General features: G+C 55.6%; 20 protein-coding genes and 2 pseudogenes. 19 read left to right on the plus strand and 3 right to left on the minus strand.

The window, feature by feature from the left end; translation table 11 throughout:
• The 7 genes and pseudogenes from ENTHG_RS25960 to ENTHG_RS04500 form a co-directional block, all read left to right on the plus strand.
• Positions 1 to 1,566: pseudogene (locus ENTHG_RS25960) on the plus strand (type VI secretion system Vgr family protein); the annotation flags it as partial.
• A 12-nt stretch (positions 1,567 to 1,578) separates the two neighbouring features.
• Positions 1,579 to 1,965 (plus strand): hypothetical protein, encoded by a 387-nt coding sequence (locus ENTHG_RS04475; RefSeq protein WP_044174255.1) that lies wholly within the window; start codon positions 1,579 to 1,581, stop codon positions 1,963 to 1,965.
• A gap of 204 nt (positions 1,966 to 2,169) precedes the next feature.
• On the plus strand, positions 2,170 to 4,704 hold the full coding sequence (locus tag ENTHG_RS04480) for a DUF2169 family type VI secretion system accessory protein (RefSeq protein ID WP_044178980.1): 2,535 nt from the start codon (positions 2,170 to 2,172) through the stop codon (positions 4,702 to 4,704).
• Positions 4,701 to 5,770, plus strand: a pseudogene (locus tag ENTHG_RS04485) (pentapeptide repeat-containing protein). The gene ENTHG_RS04480 and the pseudogene ENTHG_RS04485 overlap by 4 nt, the downstream one beginning before the upstream one ends.
• Before the next feature lie 10 nt (positions 5,771 to 5,780).
• The gene (locus ENTHG_RS04490) at positions 5,781 to 6,386 is read left to right on the plus strand and encodes a DUF3540 domain-containing protein (protein ID WP_044174266.1); all 606 of its coding nucleotides are present in this window, start codon (positions 5,781 to 5,783) and stop codon (positions 6,384 to 6,386) included.
• Between the two features lie 9 nt (positions 6,387 to 6,395).
• On the plus strand, positions 6,396 to 6,788 hold the full coding sequence (locus ENTHG_RS04495; protein ID WP_044174278.1) for a DUF4150 domain-containing protein: 393 nt from the start codon (positions 6,396 to 6,398) through the stop codon (positions 6,786 to 6,788).
• A 160-nt stretch (positions 6,789 to 6,948) separates the two neighbouring features.
• A complete protein-coding gene (locus ENTHG_RS04500; protein ID WP_145973636.1) occupies positions 6,949 to 7,440 on the plus strand; it encodes a hypothetical protein in 492 nt (163 codons plus the stop codon).
• 32 nt (positions 7,441 to 7,472) lie between these two features.
• Here ENTHG_RS04500 and ENTHG_RS04505 read toward each other — a convergent pair whose 3' ends face one another.
• Positions 7,473 to 9,218 (minus strand): sigma-54-dependent Fis family transcriptional regulator, encoded by a 1,746-nt coding sequence (locus tag ENTHG_RS04505; protein ID WP_044174298.1) that lies wholly within the window; start codon positions 9,216 to 9,218, stop codon positions 7,473 to 7,475.
• A 279-nt stretch (positions 9,219 to 9,497) separates the two neighbouring features.
• Between ENTHG_RS04505 and exaC the strand changes: the two genes are divergently transcribed.
• The 6 genes from exaC (at position 9,498) to ENTHG_RS04535 (ending at position 14,421) form a co-directional block, all read left to right on the plus strand.
• Complete coding sequence (exaC, locus tag ENTHG_RS04510; protein ID WP_044174306.1) at positions 9,498 to 11,018, plus strand: acetaldehyde dehydrogenase ExaC; 1,521 nt, start codon at positions 9,498 to 9,500, stop codon at positions 11,016 to 11,018.
• A gap of 369 nt (positions 11,019 to 11,387) precedes the next feature.
• Positions 11,388 to 11,570, plus strand: coding sequence for a con-10 family general stress protein (locus tag ENTHG_RS04515; protein ID WP_044174315.1), 183 nt, complete (start codon positions 11,388 to 11,390; stop codon positions 11,568 to 11,570).
• Between the two features lie 479 nt (positions 11,571 to 12,049).
• The gene (locus ENTHG_RS04520) at positions 12,050 to 12,418 is read left to right on the plus strand and encodes a response regulator transcription factor (RefSeq protein WP_044174328.1); all 369 of its coding nucleotides are present in this window, start codon (positions 12,050 to 12,052) and stop codon (positions 12,416 to 12,418) included.
• Positions 12,415 to 13,053 (plus strand): chemotaxis protein CheC, encoded by a 639-nt coding sequence (locus tag ENTHG_RS04525; RefSeq protein WP_044174340.1) that lies wholly within the window; start codon positions 12,415 to 12,417, stop codon positions 13,051 to 13,053. Before ENTHG_RS04520 ends, ENTHG_RS04525 begins: the two co-directional genes overlap by 4 nt.
• A 4-nt stretch (positions 13,054 to 13,057) precedes the next feature.
• Positions 13,058 to 14,020 (plus strand): diguanylate cyclase, encoded by a 963-nt coding sequence (locus tag ENTHG_RS04530; protein WP_044174351.1) that lies wholly within the window; start codon positions 13,058 to 13,060, stop codon positions 14,018 to 14,020.
• A 74-nt stretch (positions 14,021 to 14,094) separates the two neighbouring features.
• Complete coding sequence (locus tag ENTHG_RS04535) at positions 14,095 to 14,421, plus strand: four-helix bundle copper-binding protein (protein WP_044174356.1); 327 nt, start codon at positions 14,095 to 14,097, stop codon at positions 14,419 to 14,421.
• Positions 14,422 to 14,459: 38 nt separating this feature from the next.
• Here ENTHG_RS04535 and ENTHG_RS04540 read toward each other — a convergent pair whose 3' ends face one another.
• On the minus strand, positions 14,460 to 16,853 hold the full coding sequence (locus tag ENTHG_RS04540; RefSeq protein WP_044174358.1) for a phosphoketolase family protein: 2,394 nt from the start codon (positions 16,851 to 16,853) through the stop codon (positions 14,460 to 14,462).
• A 478-nt stretch (positions 16,854 to 17,331) separates the two neighbouring features.
• Here ENTHG_RS04540 and ENTHG_RS04545 point away from each other — a divergent pair, with 478 nt between their 5' ends.
• Complete coding sequence (locus ENTHG_RS04545) at positions 17,332 to 18,042, plus strand: hypothetical protein (protein ID WP_044174361.1); 711 nt, start codon at positions 17,332 to 17,334, stop codon at positions 18,040 to 18,042.
• 52 nt (positions 18,043 to 18,094) lie between these two features.
• Here ENTHG_RS04545 and katG read toward each other — a convergent pair whose 3' ends face one another.
• Positions 18,095 to 20,269: a catalase/peroxidase HPI gene (gene katG, locus ENTHG_RS04550; protein WP_044174364.1), complete on the minus strand. Its 2,175-nt coding sequence runs from the start codon at positions 20,267 to 20,269 to the stop codon at positions 18,095 to 18,097.
• Between the two features lie 322 nt (positions 20,270 to 20,591).
• Here katG and ENTHG_RS04555 point away from each other — a divergent pair, with 322 nt between their 5' ends.
• The 5 genes from ENTHG_RS04555 to ENTHG_RS04575 form a co-directional block, all read left to right on the plus strand.
• Complete coding sequence (locus ENTHG_RS04555) at positions 20,592 to 21,047, plus strand: MarR family transcriptional regulator (protein ID WP_044174367.1); 456 nt, start codon at positions 20,592 to 20,594, stop codon at positions 21,045 to 21,047.
• 26 nt (positions 21,048 to 21,073) lie between these two features.
• Positions 21,074 to 22,258, plus strand: coding sequence for an HlyD/EmrA/EmrK family protein (locus tag ENTHG_RS04560; protein ID WP_044174370.1), 1,185 nt, complete (start codon positions 21,074 to 21,076; stop codon positions 22,256 to 22,258).
• Between the two features lie 11 nt (positions 22,259 to 22,269).
• A complete protein-coding gene (locus tag ENTHG_RS04565) occupies positions 22,270 to 23,808 on the plus strand; it encodes a DHA2 family efflux MFS transporter permease subunit (protein WP_044174373.1) in 1,539 nt (512 codons plus the stop codon).
• Between the two features lie 33 nt (positions 23,809 to 23,841).
• Entirely contained in the window at positions 23,842 to 25,074 is a 1,233-nt protein-coding gene (locus ENTHG_RS04570) for an MFS transporter (RefSeq protein WP_044174380.1), read from the plus strand.
• 103 nt (positions 25,075 to 25,177) lie between these two features.
• Positions 25,178 to 25,854: OBAP family protein (locus ENTHG_RS04575; protein WP_044178981.1), on the plus strand; the 677-nt coding region annotated here is incomplete at its 3' end.

Consider the following 25,854-nt stretch of genomic DNA (forward strand, 5'->3'; position numbering starts at 1 on the left):
GCAAGCCCAACGCCTGGCTGTTCCAGGCGCGGCAGAACCCGGCGTCCCCTGCGCCGGGGAGCATCGACGTTTATGACTGGCCGGGGCGCTTTGTCGAGCACGGCCACGGCGAGTTTTACGCCCGCATCCGCCAGGAGCGCTGGCAGGTGGAGCACCAGCAGATCCAGGGCAGCGCCACGGCGCTGGGGATCGCGCCCGGCAACACCTTTGTCCTGCATCAACGCCCCGTTTTTCAGCGATAACGGCGAATACCTGACCACCGAGGCGAACTACTGGCTGGAGGAGAACCGCTACGCCAGCGGCGGCGACTCGGAGACCCTTCACCGCATCGATTTCACGGTGATCCCGTCGTCGGTGGTGTGGCGTCCGGCGCAGCGCACGGCGTGGCCGCGTACCTACGGGCCGCAGACGGCGAAGGTGGTGGGGCCGCAGGGGGAGAGCATCTGGACCGACCGCTATGGCCGGGTGAAGGTGAAGTTCCACTGGGACCGTCTGGCGAAAGGCGACGACACCAGCTCCTGCTGGGTGCGCGTATCGAGCGCCTGGGCAGGCCAGGGGTTCGGCGGGGTGCAGATCCCGCGGGTGGGTGACGAAGTGGTGATCGATTTTATCAACGGCGACCCGGACAGGCCGATTGTTACAGGAAGGGTCTATAACGAGGCCAGCATGCCGCCGTGGGAACTGCCCGGCGACGCCACCCGCATGGGCTTTATGACCCGCAGTAAAGATGGCAGCATGGACAACGCCAGTTTCCTCTTCTTTGAGGACAGTCCGGGCAACGAGTCGGTGCAGATGCACTCCGAGAAAGACATGATGGTGTCGGTAGAGAACGACAAGACGGTAAACGTTGACGGCCATCGCAAGACGACGATCAAAAAAACGCAGACCGATAACGTCTGGCAAGATGCGACTTTTTACTACAAGATGAAGCGCACGACGACCGTCGATGATATTGAGAAAAAGGATTTTAACAATAGTGAAATTACGGCAATTAAAAATGGTCGTAAATTACAAATTCTTAATGGTGGTGATGAGAGTAAAATCAGCGGTGATAGAAAGCTAAACCTTGAAGGTAATAATCTCAGGGAAATTACGGGAAATGATACGACACACATCCAGGGTGCCCATAACAAAACTATTGACGCAGGTGAGAAAATTACCATTACGTCAGGTGGGCAGATTCAGAACATAACCGACAATGTTAAGGTGGATATCGGTGGTGAATGGTCGCAAACAGTTACCGGGCAGATAAACATAACTTCGCCAAAACCGATCACGATTAAAAGCGAAACGAAGGTATTCATTGACTCCCCGATTTTCGAGCGCAACGATGTTCAAAAAACCAGCTTTGCGCAGGATGCAGTCGATTACATTAAAAAGCAATTTACTGTTTCCGTTGGTACCGTTGCCTTAAAGGCCGGAAGCTATGCTTACACCGGCGTTGATGTATCGCATAAAGGCTTTACATTTGGTCGGACGATAGTCAATGCACAACGTGTTGAAGCCGCCCGGGTTGAAAGCGGAAGTTTGAAAACTGCCGTCTTTGCACTTTTTATGGTTATGTGATAGAGGAAACGTATGTCTCTTTTTAATATTATTATTACGGTTGTTGCATTTGTTTTAATGGCGCTCTTCTGGCATCTGGCGAATCGCGTTGTCCGTAATTCTCAACAACGTGAAGAGGTCTTTCTGGCAAGTGGTCATGATGTTAATGTGACCATTCTTTCTATGCGACAAAATGGGCTGTTTATTAATAACAATCCAGTCATCGATATGACCTTAAGGGTTGAAGAACCTGTTAATCATAAAAGCTGGCTGATTGAAAACCATCAGGAAACAGCCTATATTATTGCGGTTGGATCTTATCAGGTTGGTAATATGTATAAAGGCAAATTTGATAGCAAGGCTAATAAAGTATTGTTGGTTAAAGACGCCAGCGGCAAACCTCTCCTGGCTGCCCCTTAAGCTTATATATTTACTAACGCTTCCGTTTGTAACATGGAATGGTAAAATTTATCAGCCCACTCTCTATAAGAGTATAACTTTTGAAGAATTGAGCGATTTAAAGCTGGTAATGGTACAACTATTAAATATGATCCCAATAATCCTGAAAAAATAGCTCTCTATGATCGTCCGCTTATTTTAGGTGAATGAATAAGGTTAATGTCGATGAAGATTATTAAGCCATTACGCCTGAGCGTCTTGAACAGGCCATTTCGCTGGCAAGGGAAGAATTATCTCGGCATCTCGGTAATAGCACTAACTGATATGGGCGAAAACCCACAGTTGCGACCTGAAATGGAGCTTTGGCAACTTGCCGCTAATGAATTAAAGAGTAGCGGCGGCGTAATTGATATGGCAATGCCCAAAGGTTGTGCTGAATTCCTGGCGACGGGACATGTGTTTGCGAATCATCAGGAAAATAAACAGGCAGTTATTGCAAGGATAGATATTGGTAGCGTTTCTAAATCGGTTATAGCTTTTGGTGACCGTTATTGGTCAGGAAGCAGAATGACTTCACCGAAAGCTTTTAACACTATACCTCTTGACTGGACTCATGCTTATGGTGGCGAAAATTATGAGGAAAATCCTCATGGTATAGGTTTTCGCCCTGAAAATTATCAGGGTGAAAAGTTGCATCGTCTGCCCAATATTGAACCGCTTACAGGGCGTTTGTGTTCGCCCAGACAAAAACAGGAGCCAGCCAGTTTTGGACCCCTCGATTTTACATGGCCGCGCCGCTTTAATCGAATGGGTAAAAAATACGATGCAAACTGGATGCAGAATGATTTTCCGGGCTTTGCTCGTGACCTGGACTGGAGGGTATTTAATGCTGCAAGTCCTGACCAGTGGTGGGCCGATCGCCAGTCTCTCCCGGATGAGGCGGTCTGGCGCATATGGAATATGCACCCGGAAAAACCTTTACAAGAGGGAAAACTCCCTCCATGGCAAGCACGCTGTTTTATTGATCGTCAGCGAGGGGAAGAAGAACTTTTTGAGGAAATCCCCCTGCGCGCCACCACGGTTTGGTTTTTCCCCCACCTTGAGCAGATGATCCTGATTTGGCAGGGCTATACTCGTATTAATGAAGACGACGCCGCAGATGTTTTAAATTTAATGCCTGCATTAGAGAAAAATGGCGCAAGCCGCTCTCTTAATCATTATCGCAAAGTGCTTACGCAACGCATTGACAAAGAAAAGGGAGCCTTCTTTTCTTTTCGAGAAAAAGATCTCATACCTGACACACTTATTGGCCCATGGATCGATAATCAGGTGGAAGAAGTGCCGAGTCCGATGCGTGATAATCTTCGAAATCGTGAGAAAGTACTGCGAGAACAGCATAGAGAACGGCTTGAACAAAGTGGACTTGATGTAGCTGATTTATTCGAGGGTCTGGAGCAGCCCGAAACACCCAAGCTTGATAACCTGCCAGAATATATGGACAAAATGGAGCGGCAGCTCCAGACAATGCAAGCTGAGGCTGAAAAGCGCAAATATGAAATGGAAGAAAAATATCCGTATAGCAACGAACATTTGCCACGTGGGCCGGAATCACTGCATCGGATGAATGAAATGTTTTATCATAGCAACACGGCGATGAGTGATAAACAACGCCAACAGTCAAGCGATGCGTTACATCAGCTTTATCTTTCCGCCGTTGCACAACAACCTCCAGCAATACGCCTGACAGGTGATTTAGCGCTTATTATTCGTCAGCGCGCCGAGAGAACATTAGCTCAGGGAGGAGATTTTAGTGGTATGGATCTTACCGGCGCAGATTTCTCTGGGATGAATTTAAGGGGTGCCAATTTTACCAGGGCATTGCTGGAATGTGCAAATTTTCGTGATTCCATTCTGGATGGCGCCATTTTTCAGCAAGCAATGCTTGCTCGCGCTGAATTCGAAAATACCTCTGCGCAGACCTGCGATTTTACCGAAGCTTGTCTGTCGTTTGCCCGCTGCCAGCGCAGCGATTTCAGTGGTTCAGTTTTACATGAAACTCAGATCCAAAATGCATTTTTTGACGCATGTATTTTTGACAATGTTCGCTGTAGCGGATTGCTTATACGTGAAACCGGTTTTAACAGCTGTCGTTTCCATAATGCTATGTTGGACGGCTGTATCTTTATGGATCTCACTTTGACTCAGCCAGATTTTCATCGAGCAGGTTTGCATAAATGCTCATTTATGCAATTAACATTATCGGCGGCTGGCTTCAATGGAGCAAAAATTGATAGCTGCTCTTTTATTAAGACCTGCGCCGATCACGCCGACTTCACTGACAGCACAATCATCGCGACGGCAATAACAGCAGAAAGTTCTATCCTGAACGGTAACTTTTCTCACGCTACGCTTTTGCAATGTAATTTTCGTCAGGCTCCTCTTACGGGGGGATGCTTTATTCAGGCGAAACTTGAGAATTGCGACTTCAGTGAGGCGGACTGTCGCCGTACAAATTTTACGCGCGCGAATTTGGCTGGCAGTATGTTTGTTCGCACCAATTTTTGTGATGCCGTATTAATGGATGCCAATTTAATGGCTTCACTGCTTTCAAAAAGCCAGTTAGTGAGAGCAAATTTTAGCGGTGCTAATTTATTCCGCGCCGATCTGTCCCAGGCTTTTATTAGCGATGATACCCAGTTGGATGGGGCCTGGATAAAAAGGTTGAAGACCCTCCCCCGGCGAGATAGAGAAATAATATGACTATACTCGATGCAGAAGAAGTGCACCAGAAAGTAAAAAGAGGGGAGCCAATTAGCGAGATCTCCCTGGCTGGTCTCGATTTCAGTGGCTATGATCTTGCTGGTGGGATTTTTGAAGAGGTTTCGTTTTGCGGTGCTCATTTGCAAGGAGCAAATTTGCAGGAGACTGTTTTTACTGACTGCCAGTTTTCCGAAGTGAGCATGCATGGAGCACACCTGTCGCAAACACTTTTTAATCAGTGCGAGATGACAAGCCTGCACCTGCCTGATACGACAATTGATGGCTGTATCTTCAATCATTGTATAATGCCCGGCAGTAACTTCACTGACTGTCAAATAGAATCGACGCAATTTCTACAGTGCGATCTCAGTCAAAGCCGCTTTGATAAGTCATTGATGCAGCGTAGCGTATTTTATGACGCGCCATTGAACGATGCCAGTTTAAAGGGGTGTCGGCTTTTATTAACGACTTTCTATAGTATTGACCTGCGCCTGACTCAACTTACCGAGTGTCATTGCGAACGTGTTGTTTTTTTGAATGCGATCAGCGCCGTAAAAACTATATGCAACAAGAATTTATTGGCTGTCAGTTTACTGATAATCAACTGGACGGCGTTGATTTTAGCGGCGGAAAACTTACGCAATGTAATTTTAAAGGCGCATCACTGCAAGCTGCAAAATTGAACCGGGTAAACGCAACGCAAGCACTCTTTATGGAAGCTGACCTTACAGGTGCGCAATGCCGTGGCAGCATTTTTGATCAGGCTATGTTTGTTGGCGCATTATTGTATCAAGCAGATTTTAGCCAAAGTCGTCTGTTTCAAAGCATTTTGCAGCAGGCGAATGCTGGTGAAGCAAATTTCACGCTCTGCGATTTTACCTGGAGTGATTTTTCCGGCGCCGATTTACGGGACGCGGATTTGCGCGGCGCCACCTTTTCCCGTACCCGAATGCATCGCGCGAACCAGGATAATGCCCGCTTCTCCGGGCGTCAGGGCATTCTGGAATATGATGAAGAGTTATTAGCTGCCGAGGCCTGGAGTTACCAACGCCAGAGCCGTCGCTGAGGAAACGATGATGAGTAAAGTTAACCATTTACCCGCCCACGCCATTTTACCGCCCGTTCAGGCATCTGGTGTGGTAACCCACTGCTTCGCCGACGGTAGCCTGATGGTGGAGTGTGAAGGCCGGGGCTGGCACTGCCGCCGGGCGGCGAGCTGCGTTATCGCGCCGCAGGCAGGCGACACGGTACTGATAACAAGCGTCGAGCAGCAGAGCTGGCTACTGGCGGTGCTGGAACGCGTCAACCCCAACGCGGCGGAGCTGAGCGTGCCGGGGGATCTGCATATCCGCAGTACGGGCGAACTGAGCCTCTCCAGCGAAGCGCTGCGGGTGAGCGCCGGGCAGGGCGATTGCCATATCAATGAGATGAACTACAGCGGCGACAAGCTCTCCGCCTGGGTAAGCCTGTCGCGGATTGTCGGCAAGCGCGCGGAGTCTGTCTGGCAAACCGTCACGCAAATCAGCCACAGCCTGTTTCGCACTACCCGCCAGACCGAACACGTGCGCGCAGGGCAGTTGGATATGAAAGCGGAAGATTATGCGCGCATTCATGCCCACAACACGGTCATCACGTCTAAAGCTATTGCGAAGGTTGATGCCGAACAAATTCATATGGGATAAGGAGCTTTTATGTTTGCTAACTGCCAACTTTTCGGTGTCGATTTAGCCTTTCCGGACGTCTGTCTGACGCCCATGCCTGCGCCCACGCCGATTCCCTACCCGGATATCGCGCTTGGGCCCACGGCGATTCCTAACGCGATGAATATTCTGTTTATGGGCATGCCCGCACACAATATGGCGACAATCACGCCCTTAACCAACGGCGATAACCCCGGTGTGGCTACCGGCGTAGCATCCGGTACCGTTATGGGGCCTTCCCGTCATTTAACGGGGGCGTTTACAGTGCTACTGAAAGGTACGCCTGCCACACGTTTGACCAGTGTGAGTTTACAAAATTCAACGAATGCTGTTGGTATGCGTATCGTACCAAGCCAGTTCAAGGTACTGATGCTGGCACCCTGAAGCAGGCTACTGGATTAAAAAATCGTCTTTGAACGGTTTATTTAATGCTATCGTCGTGCCTGTAAAAAAGGAAATTCGTTCCGGACGAGTGGGGTACTGCGTCGGCGCCTTCCTGCAACTCGTATGATTCAGGGTAAATATGTTCCAAAAGCGGCTTTTCATGACGTGTCTTTTACTTGTGTCGCTATTAAGCGTAAATACCTCTTTTGCTGCTTCAGTAAACAATGCGGATCTTTGGCGCTTTATTGAGGATATCAATGATGCGACCGGGCAATTAACGGTGAGCAATGTTGATCGCTTCCCGCTTGCTTTACGTCGCATTTCCCACAATGAATACGTTGAGTTCTATCGGGCAGAGCCAGTGCGGCTGGCAGAGGATTTGGTTCTGACTGATTTTGATGTCAGACTCAGTAAAACGCGTAAAACCTCCGCTTTACTTTCTTTTGGTCTGCGCGGCCGGTGCCTGTCACTGGGCGTTATCAAACAACGGTACCGGGGGTTGATCATCACCCAAACGCCGCGTGGGCACTCGCTTGAGGAAACAACCAGTTATACATGGACGGACAAAGCCCATCATCAGATCTCTTTTCTTTTTACCGAGCGTAATCCAGACTGCCTCCATGAAGTGGTGATTGATCGTTGGTCAAGGTAATCCAGAAAACGCCGCCTTATTTTAACTCGCCCTTATTGTCTTTTTTCCAGCCGCCGGTAGAGGGTGCTGCGGGAGATCCCCAGCCGTTTTGCCGCCAGGCTCATATTCCCCTGCGCTTCTCTTACCGCCTGCTGCTCGTCGGGTAGAGGGGCGGGGCGCGACACGCCATTTTCCGGCGGCAAATCGGCAGCGGTAATCAGCGTGTTATCATCTGCCAGCGCCATCAATACCCGCAGCTGGCTGATTAACTGGCGAACGTTGCCCGGCCAGGGGCGGCGGGCGAGGGCGGCAATGGCCTCATCGCTGAGCTTCAACCCCCGTCCCGGCGCGCCCAGGCTCTGCCACAGCTGGCGAATCAATCCGCCGATATCAGGCCGCTCACGCAGGGCCGGAATACGCAGATGAAACTCCTGAATGCGATAGAGCAAATCTTCACGAAATACCCCCTCTGCCACCCTGGCCGCCAGATCCTGATGGGTGGCGCAGACCAGCGAAAAATTCACGTCAAAGCTGGCGTTAGATCCCAGCGGCGTTACCTTCTTCTCCTGCAATACCCGCAGCAGACGCGTCTGCAACCCTGCCGGCATATCGCCTATCTCATCAAGAAATAACACCCCGCCGTCAGCCTCGCGCAGCTTGCCGCTGTAACCCCTGGCGTGCGCGCCGGAGAAGGCCCCCGGCGCGTAGCCGAACAGCTCGGATTCAATCAGGCTTTCCGGCAGCGCAGCGCAATTGATGGCGACGAATTTCCCCTCTCGCCAGCGGCTGCGCTGGTGCAGTTCCCGGGCCAGGTGCTCTTTACCACAGCCGGTTTCGCCGGTGATGCACAGCGCAATGCCGGCATTGAGAATGCGTAACGCTTTCTCCTGCTCCGGGTGCGCCGTTGCGCCTGCGTGCGCCACGCCTCTGCCGCCGTACCGGCGCTGGGGGGCATGATGGCGGGCGTAATAACGCTGGCTGTTGACCGCATCGAGGGTGGCGTTTCCCGGCGCGAAGGTAAAGCCAGGAAAAAGGGTATCAACAGGGGTGGTGCCGAAGTGTCCCGCCGTCAGGCCAAACTCTTCCATCGCCAGTCTGTTCGCGCCCAGCAGCGTGCGATCGTCGAAAATAAGCACCAGTTCCCTGGCGCTGCCCAGCACGCTGGCGTCGCTGTGCAGGCTAAGGTGCCAGCGCGAGCCGCTGGCGGCGCGGGTAGCCCAGGCGTGCTCAATCTGGCAGACAACATGGCGAATAAGCGTGGCGGCGTCGTAGCCGGGAATATGCGCCGGGGTGGAGATATCCAGTACCCCCGCCACCTGCCCGTCGGGGCGGAAGACCGGCGAGGCCGAGCAGAACAGGCCGGCATTGCGGTTCAGGTAGTGCTCGCTGCCCGCCACTTCACAATGTCGGCCAAGCGCCAGCGCCGTGCCGATGGCATTGGTGCCGCGCGCGTGCTCCCCCCACAGGTTGCCGGGGGCCAGCGCATAGCGCTGGGCCTTATGCAGGAAGTCGCGGTTGCCCACCGTTTCCAGCACCAGCCCGGTGGCATCCGACATCACCATGATCGACGGGCGGCGGGAGAGTTCGTCCTGCATCCGCGTCATAAACGGGGTAACCAGCTGGCTTATCCAGCTGTTCTGCGCCCGGGCATCTTTAAGCAGAGAGGTCGCCACGCTCGGCTGGGTATCGGCATCACGGGTAAGCCCATAGCCAAGGCTGCGTTGCCAGGAGCTCTGTAGTTGATCGGGCAGCACGCCTGGGGCGCAGGCGGGGATCAAAGACGGTGTGCGCTGGGGCATGACACTCTCCATAAACTTAAATGTTACATTTGTGTAGCATAAAAGTGTTTCACATGTAGCGATGAGCGACACAGTTCCGCCATCTCGCCCACATCTGCGGCCTGCTTCGTCGCCGCCTGAAAATAGCCTCCTCTACTTATCCCCCTGATTTTTATCAATAATGATCAAGGTGTGTCAGCGAAGCGACAAACTGGCATAAGAACTGCTTATTGATAAGAGAAGACTGTCCGCCCGAGCGCGACGCCTCACCTGTACCCATAATAATGAGAGGAATATCAGATGAAATATGCTCACCCTGGCCTTAATGGCGCAAAAGTTTCCTTTAAACAGCGCTACGGCAACTATATTGGCGGCGAATTTGTCGATCCGGTTGAAGGACGCTGGTTTACCAACACGACGCCGGTCACCGGGGAGACCATTGCCGAGTTTCCTCGCTCGGGGGCGGAAGATATTGAAAAGGCGCTGGACGCCGCGCACGCTGCAGCCGACGCGTGGGGCAAAACCAGCGTCCAGGAGCGTTCGAATGTGCTGCTGGCGATTGCCGATCGCATCGAGAAAAACCTTGAGGCGCTGGCTATCGCCGAAACCTGGGATAACGGCAAACCGATTCGGGAAACCCTGAATGCCGACCTGCCGCTGGCGGTGGACCATTTTCGCTACTTTGCGGGCTGTATCCGCGCTCAGGAGGGCACGGCCGCTGAGATTGACAGCAATACCGTGGCCTACCATATCTACGAGCCGCTGGGGGTGGTGGGGCAGATTATCCCGTGGAACTTCCCGCTATTAATGGCCGCGTGGAAGCTGGCCCCCGCGCTGGCGGCGGGTAACTGCGTGGTGCTGAAACCTGCCGAACAGACGCCGCTGGGTATTTGCGTCCTGCTGGAGTTGATTGGCGACCTGCTGCCGAAAGGGGTGCTTAACGTGGTGCATGGCTTTGGCACCGAGGCGGGCGAGCCGCTGGCGCGCAGCAAGCGTATCGAGAAAATTGCCTTTACCGGCTCGACGCCGATTGGCCGTCATATTCTCTCCTGCGCGGCCGAGAACATTATCCCCAGTACCGTGGAACTGGGTGGTAAATCGCCCAACATCTATTTTGAAGATGTGCTCAATGGCGATGAAGGCTATATCGACAAAGCGGTTGAAGGGGTGGTGCTTGGCTTCTTTAACCAGGGCGAGGTTTGTACCTGCCCGTCGCGCGTGCTGGTGCAGGAGTCCATCTATCCGCAGTTTGTCGAAAAGGTCATCGCCCGGATGGAAACCATCCGTAAAGGCGACCCCTTTGATACCGACACGATGATCGGCGCGCAGGCTTCACGCGAGCAGTACGACAAGATCCTCTCTTATATCAACATTGCCAAAGAGGAAGGCGCTGAGATCATCACTGGCGGCGCGCATATTGAACATGGCGATACGCTGCAAAACGGCTTCTATATTGAGCCGACGCTCATCAAAGGCCAGAACCATATGCGCTGTTTCCAGGAGGAGATTTTTGGCCCGGTGATCGGCATCACCACCTTTAAAGATGAGGCCGAAGCGCTGCGTATCGCTAACGATACCGAGTTTGGCCTCGGGGCGGGCGTCTGGACGCTGGATATTAACCGCGCATGGCGCATGGGGCGCGGTATTAAGGCCGGACGCGTCTGGACCAACTGCTACCATCTCTATCCGGCCCACGCGGCGTTCGGCGGCTATAAGAACTCCGGGGTAGGGCGCGAGACGCACAAGCTGGCGCTCAGCCACTACCAGCAGATCAAAAACCTGCTGGTGAGCTACAGCGGCACGTCAATGGGCTTCTATTAACCCCTCCGGGTTCCCGGGATGGTGCGGAGCCGTCTGTTCCCCTCACTCTGGCCCTCTCCCCAAAGAGGAGAGGGAATTTTTTCCGCCCGGATAAGGCATTTTTACGCCGCATCCGGGATAGTCAGGTATGCATAATCTCCCCCTCCGTTTCGCGTGTGTGCCCGCTAAGGCCTTTAATCGCAACGCCTTATTTATTATGCAACAAAATATGAATGAATAAATAAATCATCAGCCGGTGAAATATCTATTTTATCTCTCACGGCTTCGCTTTGACTAATTATCAATAGCGTCTAAAGTTAATTCCTGAACGCAATCGAAATAGACATTCTGTTTATTCGATTATTTGTTAACCTGACTGGGAGATATCTCATGGCAGAACATAGAGGCGGTTCCGGTAATTTCGCAGAAAATCGTGAGAAGGCGTCAGATGCAGGGCGCAAAGGCGGCCAGCAAAGCGGCGGCAACTTTAAAAATGACCCGCAGCGTGCTTCTGAAGCCGGTAAAAAAGGCGGACAGAACAGCCACAGCGGCGGCAGGAAATCAGACACCTGATCCGCTCAGGTATTATCTGACGAGTAATATGGCACAGGTTTTAAATTAAGCATGCCGCAGCGGCATGGCTAATTTATATTACCGGCGCAACGTTTAAGGCTATATTTATGCGTGGCTTAAATGCCCCCATAATAAACGTTGCGCCCGTAATCGCACTATTTCCAGAGCCAACGAGGAGAAACCATGATGTACATTGATAAAGATGACCCGCGTGAAGCCCCGGAATCAGGTGATAAAAAACCGCAGCCGGTTAAAAAGTAGTCAGTAGCTTCAAAAAGCCAGCCCGTCAACCGACGGGCTGGCTTTTTTTTGCCCGTTAGCATGGGATATTGCGGTTTTGCTCTAATTAATTACCAGATTATGCCGATGAGTATGGTGACCTAACGGAAATGTCGCGCAGCCAGGGTAGCAGTGTTGAGCGCGGTTTACGCCGACCCTATGTCGGTCGATTTACGCCCGTAATAAGAAAGAGAATAACTATGTCCAGACAGATCCTCATCGTTGATGACAGTCGCCTGTCACGTATGATCTCCCGCCAGTGCATTCTGAGCCTGCATGCCGACTGGCGTATTGAAGAGGCGACGACGGGCGAAGAGGCCATCGAAAAAGCGGCGACGACCCACCCCTGGCTTATCCTGCTTGACGTGAACATGCCCGGTATGGGCGGCCTTGCTGCGGCTGCCATTCTGCGCGAAAGCCACCCCGATGCGCATATCGTGCTGCTGACCGCCAACGTGCAACATTCGGTACAGGCCCAGGCCGATCGGCTGGGGCTGGGCTTCCTCGCTAAGCCGATTAAAGAGCCGCAGATCCATGCGATGTTAAGCGGCCTGGAGTCGAACGTATGATCGATACCTTCGCAATGAGCGACCTTGAGGCGGACAGCCTGATGGAGATATTTAACATCGGCGTTGGCCATGCGGCGGCGGCGATGAGCGATATCGTCAATGAAGAGGTGCGGATGTCGGTGCCGTCGATTCGTATTACCACCCGTTCTGAGGCGGCGGACGAACTGGGCGCGGGCCTGTCTTTATGCGGCATCAGCCAGCAATACAAAGGCGCTTATGCCACTGAAGCGATTCTGATGTTCCCGGAGACCGCCAGCTTTGAAATTGTTCGCATGATGGTGGGCGATCTGGTGCCTGCCCATGAACTGGGGGAGATGGAGCGCGAAGCGATGAGCGAAATCGGTAATATCGTGCTTAATGCCTGTGTCGGCACGCTGGCGAATATGTTCCAGAAAGAGCTTCACGGATCGCTGCCGGTGTTTCGCGTCGGCAGCAGCGAAGAGATCCTCAACCCCGGTCGTGATAAGGGCGACCCTTCGGTGCTGATGCTGCGCATCGATTTTTCCCTGGAGCGCCAGCAGATAGAAGGCTATCTCGCCTTTATCCTTGATATGTCAGCGCTGCGCGATCTGCGTGAGCAGGTCCGGCTGTACATTGCGCGTATCGAATCAGGCTTTGCTGCCGACGGGCTGTAATACCATGAACGACAAACTGTTACTGGATGCTTTCTCCGCCCTCAGCGTGGGGGTGATCGTTGTCGATGCGCGCTACAGGGTAACGCTGTGGAACGCATGGTTAGAAGCCCATACAGGACGTCCGGCGAGCGAGGCTATCGGGGAGGATTTCTTCCGCCTTTTTCCCGACCTGCGCCATCATCGGGTGGGCGTGGCGATTCAGCAGGCGGTCTGCCATAACCTGCCGGCGCTGCTGTCGCAGTCGCTGCACCGTTCGCCGTTTCCGCTCTTTGCCGATCCTTCGCAGCCGGAGACGCGCCTGAGCCAGGCCGTCACCATCGTGCCGCTGGGTGAGGGCGAGCGCTACTGCCTTATCCAGATTGTCGATGTCAGCATGGCGGTGCGCCGCGAGTCGTTACTGCGCGAGCAGGCCCATGTTTTGCTGTCACAGTCGCTGTCGGACGGCCTGACCGGCGTGGGCAACCGTCGCTATTTCGATCTCTGCATCGAGAAAGCATGGCGCGACAGCAAGCGCAGTAACGCGTCGCTGTCGTTGTTGCTTATCGACGTGGATTTTTTTAAACGCTACAACGATCGCTACGGTCACCAGCAGGGGGATATCTGCCTCAAACAGGTGGCGTCAGCGATGCGCAACGCGCTTTCGGGCAAGGACGCCGTACTGTTCCGCTATGGCGGCGAGGAGTTTTGCGCGCTGCTGCCGCACATACCCCTTATGGATGCGCTGGAGATGGCAGAGAGGCTGCGTGCCAGCGTGCAGACGCTGGCGCTGCCTCATGCCAGCGCGCCGGGCTCGGTGGTCAGCGTCAGCATTGGGGTGGCGAGCCTGAACCAGCGCCTTCACAGCGATTACGGCCAGCTGATTCAGGCGGCGGATGATGCGCTTTACGAGGCGAAACATGCCGGGCGCAATACTGTACGCGCCAGCGCGGCCTGCTGGGCGGAGAGACTGGCATCGGGAGAGCAATAAGCGCTTCCGGTTCGCAAAATGGCGAATTCTGTGCAGACTTAACAATTCAACTCACAAAAATGAGGAGAATAAGTATGCAAGCAGAACATCAGGCGTGTATCGATGCATGTTACCGCTGCGCCATCGCCTGCGAACACTGTGCGGCGAGTTGCTTTAATGAAGAACAGCTGGATATGATGCGTGCCTGCATCAAGCTGGATGTGCAGTGCTCGTCAATTTGTCGCCTGACGGCACAATTTCTTTCACTGGAAAGCGACTACATTGTTTCCATCTGCCGCCTGTGCGTCGACATCTGTCGCGCCTGCGCCGAGGAGTGCGGGAAACACCAGCATGAACATTGCCAGCAATGTGCTCAGGCCTGCCGCGAATGCGCCCAGGCCTGCCTGCAAATGACGGCATAACGTTCGGCCCGGCGGCATTCGCGCGCCGGGCTACTGCCTTATTCCGGGATATTCTCCCCGTCCTGCTGCGACGGCCATTTCCAGTTGCGAACTTCCGGCAGGTCTTCACCATATTCACGCACGTAGCGGTGATGATCGGCGATCTTCTCCTGCAAGGTGTCGAGAATATCATCCGCTTTCCCCTGCAAAGACGGCACGCGTAAAATCGCCTCCTGCGCCAGATGGAAACGGTCCAGTTCGTTCATCACCGTCATATCGAACGGGGTGGTGGTCGTCCCTTCCTCCATAAACCCACGCACGTGGAAGTTACGGTGATTATTACGCATGTAGGTCAGGCGATGAATCAGGCTGGGGTAACCGTGGAAGGCGAAAATCACCGGCTTGTCGGTGGTAAAGATGGCATCGAAATCCTCATCGCTCAGCCCGTGCGGGTGCTGCTCTTTGGTCTGCAACGCCATCAGATCCACCACGTTCACCACCTGAACGCGCAGGTCAGGCAGATATTCCCGCAGTAAGTCCACCGCCGCCATCGTCTCCATTGTCGGCACGTCGCCCGCGCAGGCCATGACCACATCCGGGCTTTCCCCCTCCTGCACGTTACCGGCCCAGCGCCAGATGCCCAGCCCGCGCTCGCAGTGCTTAGCCGCCGCATCCAGCGTCAGCCACTGCGGCTCCGGCTGTTTGCCTGCGACAATCACGTTGATGCGATCCCAGGTTTTCAGGCAATGCTCGGCGACCCACAGCAGGGTGTTGGCGTCCGGCGGCAGATAGATACGCACGATATCGGCCTTTTTATTGGCCACATGGTCAATAAAACCGGGGTCCTGATGGCTGTAGCCGTTGTGATCCTGCCGCCAGACGTGCGACGAGAGCAGATAGTTAAGGGAGGCAATCGGCTCGCGCCAGGGCAGGGCGCGCGTCACCTTGAGCCACTTGGCATGCTGGTTGAACATGGAGTCGACAATATGAATAAACGCCTCGTAGCAGTTAAACAGGCCGTGTCGCCCGGTCAGCAGATAGCCTTCGAGCCAGCCCTGACACTGATGTTCGCTGAGAATTTCCATAACCCGCCCATCGGGGGCGAGCTGTTCATCATACGGCTTGATGGGCTCCTGCCACGTCCGGCTGGTGACATCAAACACGTTGCCAAGGCGGTTTGAGGCGGTCTCATCCGGGCCAAACAGGCGGAAATTATCCTGGTTGCGCTGCATAATGCCCGCCAGCCAGGCGCCGAGCGCGCGGGTGGACTCCGCAAGGGTTTCTCCCGGGTTTTTAACGTCAACGGCATAATCCGCAATCGGCGGGGTATCGAGTTCACGGCGCAGCCTGCCGCCGTTAGCCCAGGGAAGCGCCCCCATCCGCTTATCACCCTGCGGGGCGAGGGCGCGCAGTTCTGCCTTGAGCCGCCCCTGTTCATCAAACAGGTCTTCGGGGTGATAGCTGCGCATCCAGCGCTCCAGAATGGCCCGGTGCTCATCGTTTTCCCGGCAGGCCGAAACCGGCACCTGGTGGGCGCGCCAGAAATCTTCCACCTTTTTGCCGTCTACCGTCTGCGGGCCGGTCCAGCCTTTGGGGCTGCGTAAAACGATCATCGGCCAGCGGGGCAGATCGTCTGTCTGTGCGCCACCGCGCGCCTGCTGCTGGTAGTGATGGATTTTATCCAGCGCGTTATCGAGCGCCTGCGCCATCTGCTGGTGCATATCTTCCGGCTCGTGGCCGCTGACCAGCAGCGGTTCATAGCCGTAGCCGTTAAAGAGCTGAAACAGGCTCTCGTCGCTGGCACGGCCAAGAAGCGTGGGGTTAGCGATTTTGTAACCGTTCAGGTGGAGGATGGGCAGTACCGCGCCGTCACGCGCGGCATTTAAGAATTTAATGCCGTGCCAGCTGGAGGCCAGCGGGCCGGTCTCCGCCTCGCCGTCGCCAATCACGCAGGCGGCAATGAGGTCGGGGTTATCGAACACCGCGCCGAACGCGTGGGAGAGAGAGTAGCCCAGCTCGCCCCCTTCGTTAATGGAGCCTGGGGTTTCCGGTGCCGCATGGCTGGGAATCCCGCCGGGAAACGAGAACTGCTTAAATAATTTCTGCATACCCGCCGCGTCCTCAGGGACCTGCGGATAGATTTCGCTGTAGCTGCCCTCAAGCCAGGTGTTCGCCACCATCCCCGGCCCGCCGTGGCCCGGCCCGCAGACATACAGAATATTCAGGTCACGCTGGCGTATGGCCCGGTTGAGATGGGCATAGACAAAATTCAGCCCCGGCGTGGTGCCCCAGTGGCCCAGCAGGCGCGGCTTGATATGCTCCGGGCGCAAGGGTTCGCGCAGCAGGGGGTTGTCCATCAGATAAATTTGCCCCACAGAAAGGTAGTTGGCCGCGCGCCAGTAGCGGTCGAGCAGATGAAGTTCCTCGCCGGTGAGTGTCGATGGCTGGGTCATGCTTATCCTCCCGAAAGTCAGTGACTGTTGTTTATTGCCTTAAGCCTGGCATAAGAAGCGGGGGAGTGTAGGGGCGTGAGGCGGTTGTAAGATATTTCCGTTTTGAGGGATAATCCGATCGATAGGATGAATGTTGTGTGGTTAAGTATTCACCTGATAGATCATTCTGCAAAAGGCAACCCCGCCAGCCGCTAAATTGCTGCAAATTATGATGACGATCAAGGAATGCGCCTGGGTAAAAGCCCATCTTAGAATTAAAAATAACGGCAAAAGAATGAGGGAGTGTTTTTTATCGGTAATTCGTAATGTCTGACAAATAAATAATTCCGCGGGCGATGGCTGCATTCAGTCAATATTGTTAATTCCTTTTGAAATCTCAGGAGAGCCTGGCTTTTGGCAAAGTAAATACTCATCGGTCCGTTTGTTCACGGTGCGCTAACCCGGCGTAAGGTTAACTTAGTTGAGCAAGGTGTTATTTATGAGCATTGTCACTGTGCTGCAAGATTTACTGAGTGTCACAGAAACAAATGAAAACGTGAAGCGGATAAACCTGACGCTTCATGTCCCCGATATACTACGCAAACTTCATTCGCCACAGCTCCCGGAAGCGTTGCAGACGTTGGGCTCCACTCTCGCCGAGTGCGAAGCGGCGATAGACAGCGAGTCTACGTACCAGCGAAAATTCCATCATCACGACCTGAAAACCAGCCAGTGGGCCAGCCGACGCCAGCGGCTATTTTATCGCCACCGTGAATTAACCACCTTCTGTACCGAACTCTTTGAAGCAATGAAACAGGCCGCCTCAGAATTTGAACGCAGCGATCTGCTGGCGCGAAATAATCTCTTTCACGGGCATATTTTTTATAACCCGGAGCTGGATGATGTGCTGATTATATTTCACGCATTTGAATACCCGGAAGATATATTTGAAAACTGCGCGGTAAAAGCGCTGGAAATCGAACCGGCAACGCCAACATTTAAATCCACCCATGAAGCGTTTCGCTGGCGCAATGCGATATATTCAGCGAAACAAAATGCGGTATTTATTATCAATGCGCAAACATGGGGCAGCGGGCATAAGGCGCTGTTTCCGTTCTCTGATTTCACGCTGGACGAGTCGCTGTGTGGCGTTCATATCTGCGATGTGAACTACTTCCCGCAGGAGGGCGTGGCGCCGTTTATCGCCTGATGTAACCGGCAGGCGGGGGGTAAACCCGGCGAGTCGCCTCGCCGGGCCTGTTTTACAGCAGGTCGAAACGGTCCAGATTCATCACTTTCGTCCACGCGGCGACGAAGTCATTGACGAACTTCTCTTTCGCATCGTCGCTGGCATAGACTTCCGCCAGCGCGCGCAGTATCGAGTTGGAACCAAACACCAGATCGACGCGGGTAGCGGTATAGCGCAGCTCGCCGCTCTGGCGGTCGCGGCCCTCAAAGCGTTCCGCCTGCCCATCCACCGGTTTCCAGGCGGTGCGCATATCCAGCAGGTTGACGAAGAAGTCATTGCTCAATACGCCCACCCGGTCGGTAAAGACGCCGTCCTGGCTACCGTCGTAGTTGGCCCCCAGCACGCGGAGGCCGCCGATAAGCGCGGTCATCTCCGGCGCGGTCAGCGTAAGCTGCTGGGCTTTATCGATAAGCAGCGTTTCTGTCGACAACTCATCCGCGACGCGGCGATAGTTACGGAAGCCGTCGGCCAGTGGCTGCATATCGCTGAACGAGGCGACATCGGTCTGGTCCTGTCGCGCATCCACGCGGGGTGGTGAGAAGGGCACGGTGATTTGTACCCCGGCGTCTGCCGCCGCCAGCTCAATACCCACACAACCGGCCAGGACGATAACATCGGCCAGCGACGCCTTACCTGACGCCTGCTGAATGTTTTGCAGCACCGGCAGCACTTTCACTGCCGTGGCGTTCACTTCCCAGCCGTTTTGCGGGGCGAGCGCCAGACGCGCGCCGTTCGCGCCGCCGCGCTTGTCGCCGCCGCGGAACGTTGAGGCGGATGCCCAGGCCACGGAGACCAGTTCGCTCACCGACAGCCCGGACCCGGCGATGGCCGTCTTCAGGCTGGCAATATCAAGATCGGTCGGACTGTGCACCGCTACCGGCAGCGGATCCTGCCAGATCAGATCCTCTTTCGGCACTTCCGGCCCGATATAGCGGGATTTTGGCCCCATGTCGCGGTGGGTCAGCTTAAACCACGCCCGGGCGAACGCTTCGTTAAACGCCTGCGGATCGTTTAAGAAACGGCGCGAAGTTTTCTCGAACTCCGGGTCGAAACGCAGCGTCAGATCGGTGACCAGCATCGTGGGCTTGCGCTTTTTCTCCGGGTTAAACGGATCGGGAACGATCTCCGGCGCGTCTTTTGCCTCGAACTGAATCGCGCCGCCGGGGCTGCGGGTCTGCACCCATTCGTACTTAAACAGGTTCTCGAAGAAGTAGTGGCTCCACTGGGTCGGCGTCTGGGTCCAGACCACCTCCAGCCCGGAGGTAATAGCATCCGCGCCCGCGCCGCCGCCGTAACTGCTCTGCCAGCCGAAGCCCTGGGCTTCGATCGGCGCGGCTTCAGGTTCCGGCCCAACGTGGTCCGGCGAGGCCGCGCCGTGGGTTTTACCCAGCGTATGGCCGCCCGCAATCAGCGCCACAATCTCTTCATCATTCATGCCCATATTGCCAAAGGTAGCGCGAATGGCCGCCCCGGCGGAGACCGGCTCGCCGCTGGCGTTAGGGCCTTCCGGGTTGACGTAAATCAGCCCCATCTCGGTTGCGCCGATGGCGGCCTGCGCCAGGCTTTCCGGGTGACGGTGGCTCAGCCACTCTTTTTCGTTCCCCCAGTCCACATCCAGATCCGGCTCCCAGACGTCTTCACGCCCGGCGCCAAAGCCAAAGGTGCGGAAGCCCGAATTTTCCAGCGCGACGTTGCCTGCCAGAATAAACAGATCAGCCCAGGAGATTTTCTGCCCGTGTTTTTGCTTCACCGGCCATAGCAGGCGGCGCGCTTTATCAAGACTGACGTTATCCGGCCACGAGTTGAGCGGGGCGAAACGCTGCTGGCCACGCCCGGAACCGCCGCGCCCGTCAACGGTGCGATAGGTCCCGGCGCTGTGCCACGCCATACGAATAAACAGGCCGATATAGCTGCCCCAGTCGGCAGGCCACCACGACTGCGAGTCCGTCAGCACGCCGCGGATATCGGCTTTCAGCTGGGCATAGTCGAGCTGTTTAAACGCTTCACGATAGTTAAAATTTTCCCCCAGCGGATTAGAACGGCTGGAGTGCTGGTTAAGCAGGTCAACGCGGAGTTGATTCGGCCACCAGTCACGGTTGCTGGTGACCACGGGACGGGGTGAGTTCTGTGCGTCGTGGAAAGGGCACTTGCCGGCGGCGGCGTGCTTCGGGTCGTCTGACATGCTCATGGGTAGCTCCATTAGTGGCGGATGTCGTTACGATATACAGCGCGTTCAGTTAGAGATACTTAAATAAATCTACAGATTTGATAGCTAATTCCTTTTAACAAAACTGAAACATGGCAGGCGTCGTTAGCGGCCCGCTCTGCACGTTTACCCGGCATAATGACGCGGCTGGTGGCGTTAGTCCTTGATCTAAAGCGGGTAAACCTTTCATTAACAGCCGTCTAACAACACGCAGTTGGAGATTTGTGCCATAACATTGACATTACGTTGACAAATATTTGCCTCGTCAGTAATTTCATATGCAATTATTTACCGTGTGAATAACATGAGCGCCGCTGTGGATATTCCGAATTCCAGACTTCACCTTGCACTGCTGATTCACCTGGCCAGCCAGTTTAAAGACCAGCTTATCGCTGGCTATTTTTGCGGCGCCGGGATCACTGCCGCGCAGTTCAAGGTGCTCATTAGCATATACAAAGGCTTTACCAGCCCGCTGGAGGTGAGCAAAAACCTGGTGATGGATGCCGGGGCAATGAGCCGGATGCTTAACAGGATGGCGAAGGGCGATCTTATCGTGCGCTCGCCGCATCCTGACGATAAGCGCCAGATTGTGCTGGCGCTGACGGAGAAAGGGCGGAAAATCTGCGACCGCTTTCAGGACGAGGCGCTGGCCTCTATCCTGGGCACGCTTACGGCCCGCCTGACGCCCGACGAATCCCGCGAACTGACCGCGCTGCTGATTAAAATGCTGCCGGACGAGATAACCGCACCACATCGCTAAGCTGTCTTAGATAAGGTCGAATCAGGATGCAAAACTCATCTGCACAACCCGAACGCGCGCCCGGCAAGCGCAAACGCAATTTCGCTATTCTGTTTGTTGTTCTGTTGCTGATAGCCGCAGGCTGCCTGGCATGGTATCTGCTTTATGCCCGCTATTATGAAACCACCGATGACGCCTACGTCAGCGGTAATCTGGTCACCCTGACGCCGCAAATCGCCGGTACGGTCACGCAGGTCAGCGCGGACGAGGGAGATTTCGTGGAGAAAGGGCAGCCGCTGGTGCTGCTTGATCCCAGCGACACGCAAATCGCCCTGCAGCAGGCGGAGGCCGAACTGGCAAGTACCGTGCGTCAGGTGCGGGGGCTGTACAGCACCGCCGATAACTACCGGGCGCAGGTCGCGGCGCGAGCGGTAACGCTACAAACCGCCCGCAGCGACTATGCTCGTCGGCAGAAAATCTTCTCAACCGGGGCGATTGCCGCTGAGGATCTGGCCCACTATCGTGACGCTGTCACGTCTGCCGAAAGCGACCTTGCCGCTGCCCAGCAGGCGTTGCGCACCAACCAGGCGATGGTGGATGACACCGTTATCGATAACCATCCCGAGATCAAAAGCGCCGTGGCGACCTTTCGCCAGCGCTATCTGGATAACGCCCGCAGCACGATTGTCGCGCCGGTAAGCGGCTTTATCGCCAAACGCGCCGTGCAGCTAGGCATGCGGGTGGATTCCGGCACCACGCTGTTATCCATTGTGCCGCTGGACCAGGTGTGGGTGGAGGCGAATTTTAAAGAGAGCCAGATGAACACCATGCGGCTGGGGCAAAAAGTGACCCTGACGGCGGATCTCTATGGCGACGATGTGGAGTATCACGGCACTATCGAAAGCCTGGGCATCGGCACCGGTAGCGCCTTCTCGCTGCTTCCGGCGCAGAATGCCAGCGGCAACTGGATCAAGATTGTCCAGCGCCTGCCGGTGCGTATCACCCTCGATCCGCATGATATGGATAAACATCCGCTGCGTATTGGTCTGTCGATGTTCGCCCGGGTGGATATTCGTGACGCCGACGGCCAACTGCTGCCGCAACAGACCGTCGCTCAGCCGCGCTTTACCACCGATGTCTACCAGAACGCCCTCGACCAGGCCGACCAGGTGGTGGCGAAGATCCTTCATGACAATGGCCAGCCAGCCGCTGCGCGCGCAACCGCGCGCTAAGAGAGAACGCTATGCAAGATAAGGCGGCGTTTACGCCACCCAGCGTGCTGCTTGCTACTATCGCGCTGTCGCTGGCGACTTTTATGCAGGTGCTGGATACCACCATCGCGAACGTGGCGCTGCCGACCATCGCTGGTAACCTTGCGGTCAGCGCCGAGCAGGGCACGTGGGTCATTACTTCGTTTGCGGTCTGTAACGCCATTGCGCTGCCGCTTACCGGCTGGTTTACCCGCCGTTTCGGCCAGCTTAAGCTGTTTGTCGGCTCGGTGGCGCTCTTTACTCTTACCTCATTTCTCTGCGGTCTCGCCCATAGCATGACGGAGCTGATTATCTTCCGCGCGCTGCAGGGCTTTTTCGCCGGGCCGATGTTCCCCATGTGCCAGACGCTGCTATTGGTGATATTTCCCGGCAGCAAGCGCGGAATGGCGCTCTCCCTGCTGTCGATGGTGACGGTGGTGGCCCCGATCGTCGGGCCGATTACCGGCGGCTGGATTACGGATAACTATTCGTGGCCGTGGATTTTCTATATCAATGTGCCCATCGGGATATTTGCCGCCATCGTGGTCTGGGGGCAGCTGCGTGAGCGGGAGGAGACCACATCCCACGGCCCGGTTGACTACATAGGTATTGCGCTGCTGGTGTTGGGCGTTGGGTTATTGCAGGTGGTGCTGGACAAGGGCAACGATCTTGACTGGTTCGCCTCCACTGAAATCATGGCGATGTCGCTGATGTCGGCGATTGCGCTGGTGTCGTTTGTTATCTGGGAGCTGGGCGAACGCCATCCCATTGTGAACCTGCGTCTGTTTACCGACCGCAACTTCGCCATCGGCACCGCCGCGCTGATGCTGGGCTACGCGGCCTTTTTCGCGATCAATATTATTCTGCCCCAGTGGCTGCAAACTCAAATGGGGTATACCGCCATCTGGGCCGGGCTGGCTGCCGCGCCGATGGGCTTTTTGCCGCTGGTGCTGACGCCGATCATTGGCCGCTACGCCAGCAAATTTGACCTGCGCCTGCTGACAACCATCTCATTTTTGACCATGGGCGCCGCCTGCCTGATGCGCACCCGGTTCACTACCGACGTCGATTTTCTTACCATTGCCGCGGTGCAGATGTTTATGGGCATCGGCGTGGCCTTTTTCTTTATGCCTCTTACCACCATTGTGCTGTCCAACCTGCACGGCGCGGAAGTGGCCGAAGGCTCTGGTCTGGCAACCTTCTTTCGCGTACTGGGCGGTTCTTTTTCCTCGTCGCTGGCGACCTGGATCTGGTCGCGCCGGGAGGTTTACCATCACGCCAGCCTGACGGAGAACGTCTCGGTATGGAACCCGGTTGCCACCGACTACCTGCATAAAATGGGCGGGGCGACGCAGCAGCATCTGGCGGCGGTAGACAGAACGATCGAACAGCAGGCGTATATGCTGTCGACGATTGATTACTTCTGGCTGGTCGGCTGGATGTTTATGGCACTCATTGTGGTTATCTGGTTTGCCAGACCGCCGTTTGTGCACGCCGGCGCGCCGGCCGCGCCGCCGTCGGGCGGGCACTGAGTGCGGTGATTTTTGGCTTGTTTGGGGTAAATAATGGCACCTGTATTATCCGGCCAGGATGGCCGCTTATTAGCGCATCGCGCGTTTGTCTCCTTCTGGCTGGCGCGTACCAGTTCCAGCTTCGGTTTCCAGATGCTGTCGATTATTGTCGGCTGGCAAATCTATGCCCAGACCCATAGCGCCTTCTGGCTGGGAATGATCGGGCTGGTACAGTTTTTTCCTTCGGTAGTGCTGGCGCTGCCCGCGGGCCATATTGCCGACCAGTTCGACCGCCGCCGGGTGGTCATGCTCGGCCAGATATGCGAGTGGGTGGCGATTGCGTTGCTGGCCTGGCTGACCTGGCGCGGGGAGGCCAGCGTTGGGGTGATGCTGACGCTGATCTTTGTTATCTCCTTGGCGAAGACCATCGAGTCACCGGCGATGATCTCTATGCTGCCGGCGCTGGTGCCGCTCTCCATATTGCCGCGCGCCACGGCAGCCAATGCCGTCTCCGGCCAGGCGGCGCAGATTGTCGGCCCGGCGCTGGGCGGCTTTCTGTATGCCGCTGGCGCGGATATCGTTTATACCGTGACTGCCGGGCTCTATCTGCTTTCGCTGCTGCTGGTGCTGACGCTACGCTATCAACAGGCGCCGCCGTCGCGGACTCCGGCAACGCTGAAAACGCTCTTCGCCGGGGTTAATTTCATTCGCCAGCGGCCCGACGTGCTGGGCGTTATCTCCCTCGATCTGTTCGCCGTGCTGCTTGGCGGCGCAACGGCGCTGCTGCCCATCTTCGCTCACGATGTTTTGCATACCGGCCCGGTAGGGCTGGGGCTGCTGCGCAGCGCGCCAGCGGTCGGCGCACTGCTGGTGGGCTTCTGGCTGAGCCATCGTGCGTTACAACGTAACGTTGGGATGATCATGTTTATGTGCGTGGCGGGGTTTGGCGTGGCGACTATTGTCTTCGCCTTCTCGCAGTGGATGTGGCTCTCGTTGTTAGCCCTGTTCGCGCTGGGGGGCTTTGATATGGTCAGCATGGTGGTGCGCGGGTCGCTGGTGCAGCTTGATACGCCGGACGAGATGCGCGGGCGGGTCAACGCCGTCAATTCAATCTTTATCAATACCTCTAACCAGCTGGGCGAATTTGAATCCGGCATGCTGGCCGCCTGGCTGGGGGCGGTGCCTGCGGCGGCGATTGGCGGCATCGGTACGCTGGTGGTGGTGGCGCTATGGATGAAATGGTTCCCGGGGTTACGGCGTCGCCAGCGGTTAGACGAGGAGACGTAAGGCCGCGTCTGCCGCTGCGCTTCTTATTGATAAGCCGCCTAAAAAGGGCCGGAAGTGCGTAAATGCACTATGTTCATTACATCCCACAAAAAATGGAGATGGAATGAAACCTTTACCTCTGCTTGTTGCAACTCTCCTCCTCAGCGCCTGCGGCGGCGGCAATTCGCCGCCACAGGCCCCGCTGCCCGGCGAAAAGACATCCGCTAAAATGCGCACCCTCGAAACCGGCGCGGAGGTGCTACAGTCGCGCCCGCCCATCGATGCTATCAGCGCTTATCTGGATGGTTTTCACTTCTACAGCGGCGATAAAAACGGCCAGATGGAGGCCCATCATTACGTCACTGTATTAAACGAAGACGTCATGCAGGCGATCATCTATGACGGCAATACCAAAGATGCCCGGCTGATGGGCGTGGAGTACATCATCAGCGAGCGGCTGTTTAACACCCTGCCGCCGGAGGAGAAAAAACTCTGGCACAGCCACCAGTATGAGGTGAAGTCCGGCAGCCTCGTTGCGCCGGGACTGCCCGCGCTGGCGGATAAGGCGTTGATGGGCAAAATCGTCAACACCTACGGCAAAACCTGGCATACCTGGCACACCGACCGCGATAAAACGCTGCCGCTTGGCATCCCGGCGTTGATGATGGGCTTTACGGGCGAAGGCCAGCTTGACCCGGCGCTGCTCGCCGACCGCGACCGCCGTCTTGATATCAACACGCAGGCGATCAAACAGCAGCGCCGGGATATCGTCGCGCACCCGGTCGCGCCCGGGGCGAATGC

It is taken from the genome of Phytobacter massiliensis JC163 (genome assembly GCF_000321045.1).
Classification (GTDB): Bacteria; Pseudomonadota; Gammaproteobacteria; order Enterobacterales; family Enterobacteriaceae; genus Phytobacter_A; species Phytobacter_A massiliensis.

Bases quoted from the DNA above. Each gene is read 5' to 3' on its own strand.
- ENTHG_RS04475 (WP_044174255.1), top strand. From the start codon at position 1,579: ATGTCTCTTTTTAATATTATTATTACGGTTGTTGCATTTGTTTTAATG.
- ENTHG_RS04480 (WP_044178980.1), top strand. From the start codon at position 2,170: ATGAAGATTATTAAGCCATTACGCCTGAGCGTCTTGAACAGGCCATTT.
- ENTHG_RS04490 (WP_044174266.1), top strand. From the start codon at position 5,781: ATGAGTAAAGTTAACCATTTACCCGCCCACGCCATTTTACCGCCCGTT.
- ENTHG_RS04495 (WP_044174278.1), top strand. From the start codon at position 6,396: ATGTTTGCTAACTGCCAACTTTTCGGTGTCGATTTAGCCTTTCCGGAC.
- ENTHG_RS04500 (WP_145973636.1), top strand. From the start codon at position 6,949: ATGACGTGTCTTTTACTTGTGTCGCTATTAAGCGTAAATACCTCTTTT.
- ENTHG_RS04505 (WP_044174298.1), bottom strand. From the start codon at position 9,218: ATGCCCCAGCGCACACCGTCTTTGATCCCCGCCTGCGCCCCAGGCGTG.
- exaC (WP_044174306.1), top strand. From the start codon at position 9,498: ATGAAATATGCTCACCCTGGCCTTAATGGCGCAAAAGTTTCCTTTAAA.
- ENTHG_RS04515 (WP_044174315.1), top strand. From the start codon at position 11,388: ATGGCAGAACATAGAGGCGGTTCCGGTAATTTCGCAGAAAATCGTGAG.
- ENTHG_RS04520 (WP_044174328.1), top strand. From the start codon at position 12,050: ATGTCCAGACAGATCCTCATCGTTGATGACAGTCGCCTGTCACGTATG.
- ENTHG_RS04525 (WP_044174340.1), top strand. From the start codon at position 12,415: ATGATCGATACCTTCGCAATGAGCGACCTTGAGGCGGACAGCCTGATG.
- ENTHG_RS04530 (WP_044174351.1), top strand. From the start codon at position 13,058: ATGAACGACAAACTGTTACTGGATGCTTTCTCCGCCCTCAGCGTGGGG.
- ENTHG_RS04535 (WP_044174356.1), top strand. From the start codon at position 14,095: ATGCAAGCAGAACATCAGGCGTGTATCGATGCATGTTACCGCTGCGCC.
- ENTHG_RS04540 (WP_044174358.1), bottom strand. From the start codon at position 16,853: ATGACCCAGCCATCGACACTCACCGGCGAGGAACTTCATCTGCTCGAC.
- ENTHG_RS04545 (WP_044174361.1), top strand. From the start codon at position 17,332: ATGAGCATTGTCACTGTGCTGCAAGATTTACTGAGTGTCACAGAAACA.
- katG (WP_044174364.1), bottom strand. From the start codon at position 20,269: ATGAGCATGTCAGACGACCCGAAGCACGCCGCCGCCGGCAAGTGCCCT.
- ENTHG_RS04555 (WP_044174367.1), top strand. From the start codon at position 20,592: ATGAGCGCCGCTGTGGATATTCCGAATTCCAGACTTCACCTTGCACTG.
- ENTHG_RS04560 (WP_044174370.1), top strand. From the start codon at position 21,074: ATGCAAAACTCATCTGCACAACCCGAACGCGCGCCCGGCAAGCGCAAA.
- ENTHG_RS04565 (WP_044174373.1), top strand. From the start codon at position 22,270: ATGCAAGATAAGGCGGCGTTTACGCCACCCAGCGTGCTGCTTGCTACT.
- ENTHG_RS04570 (WP_044174380.1), top strand. From the start codon at position 23,842: ATGGCACCTGTATTATCCGGCCAGGATGGCCGCTTATTAGCGCATCGC.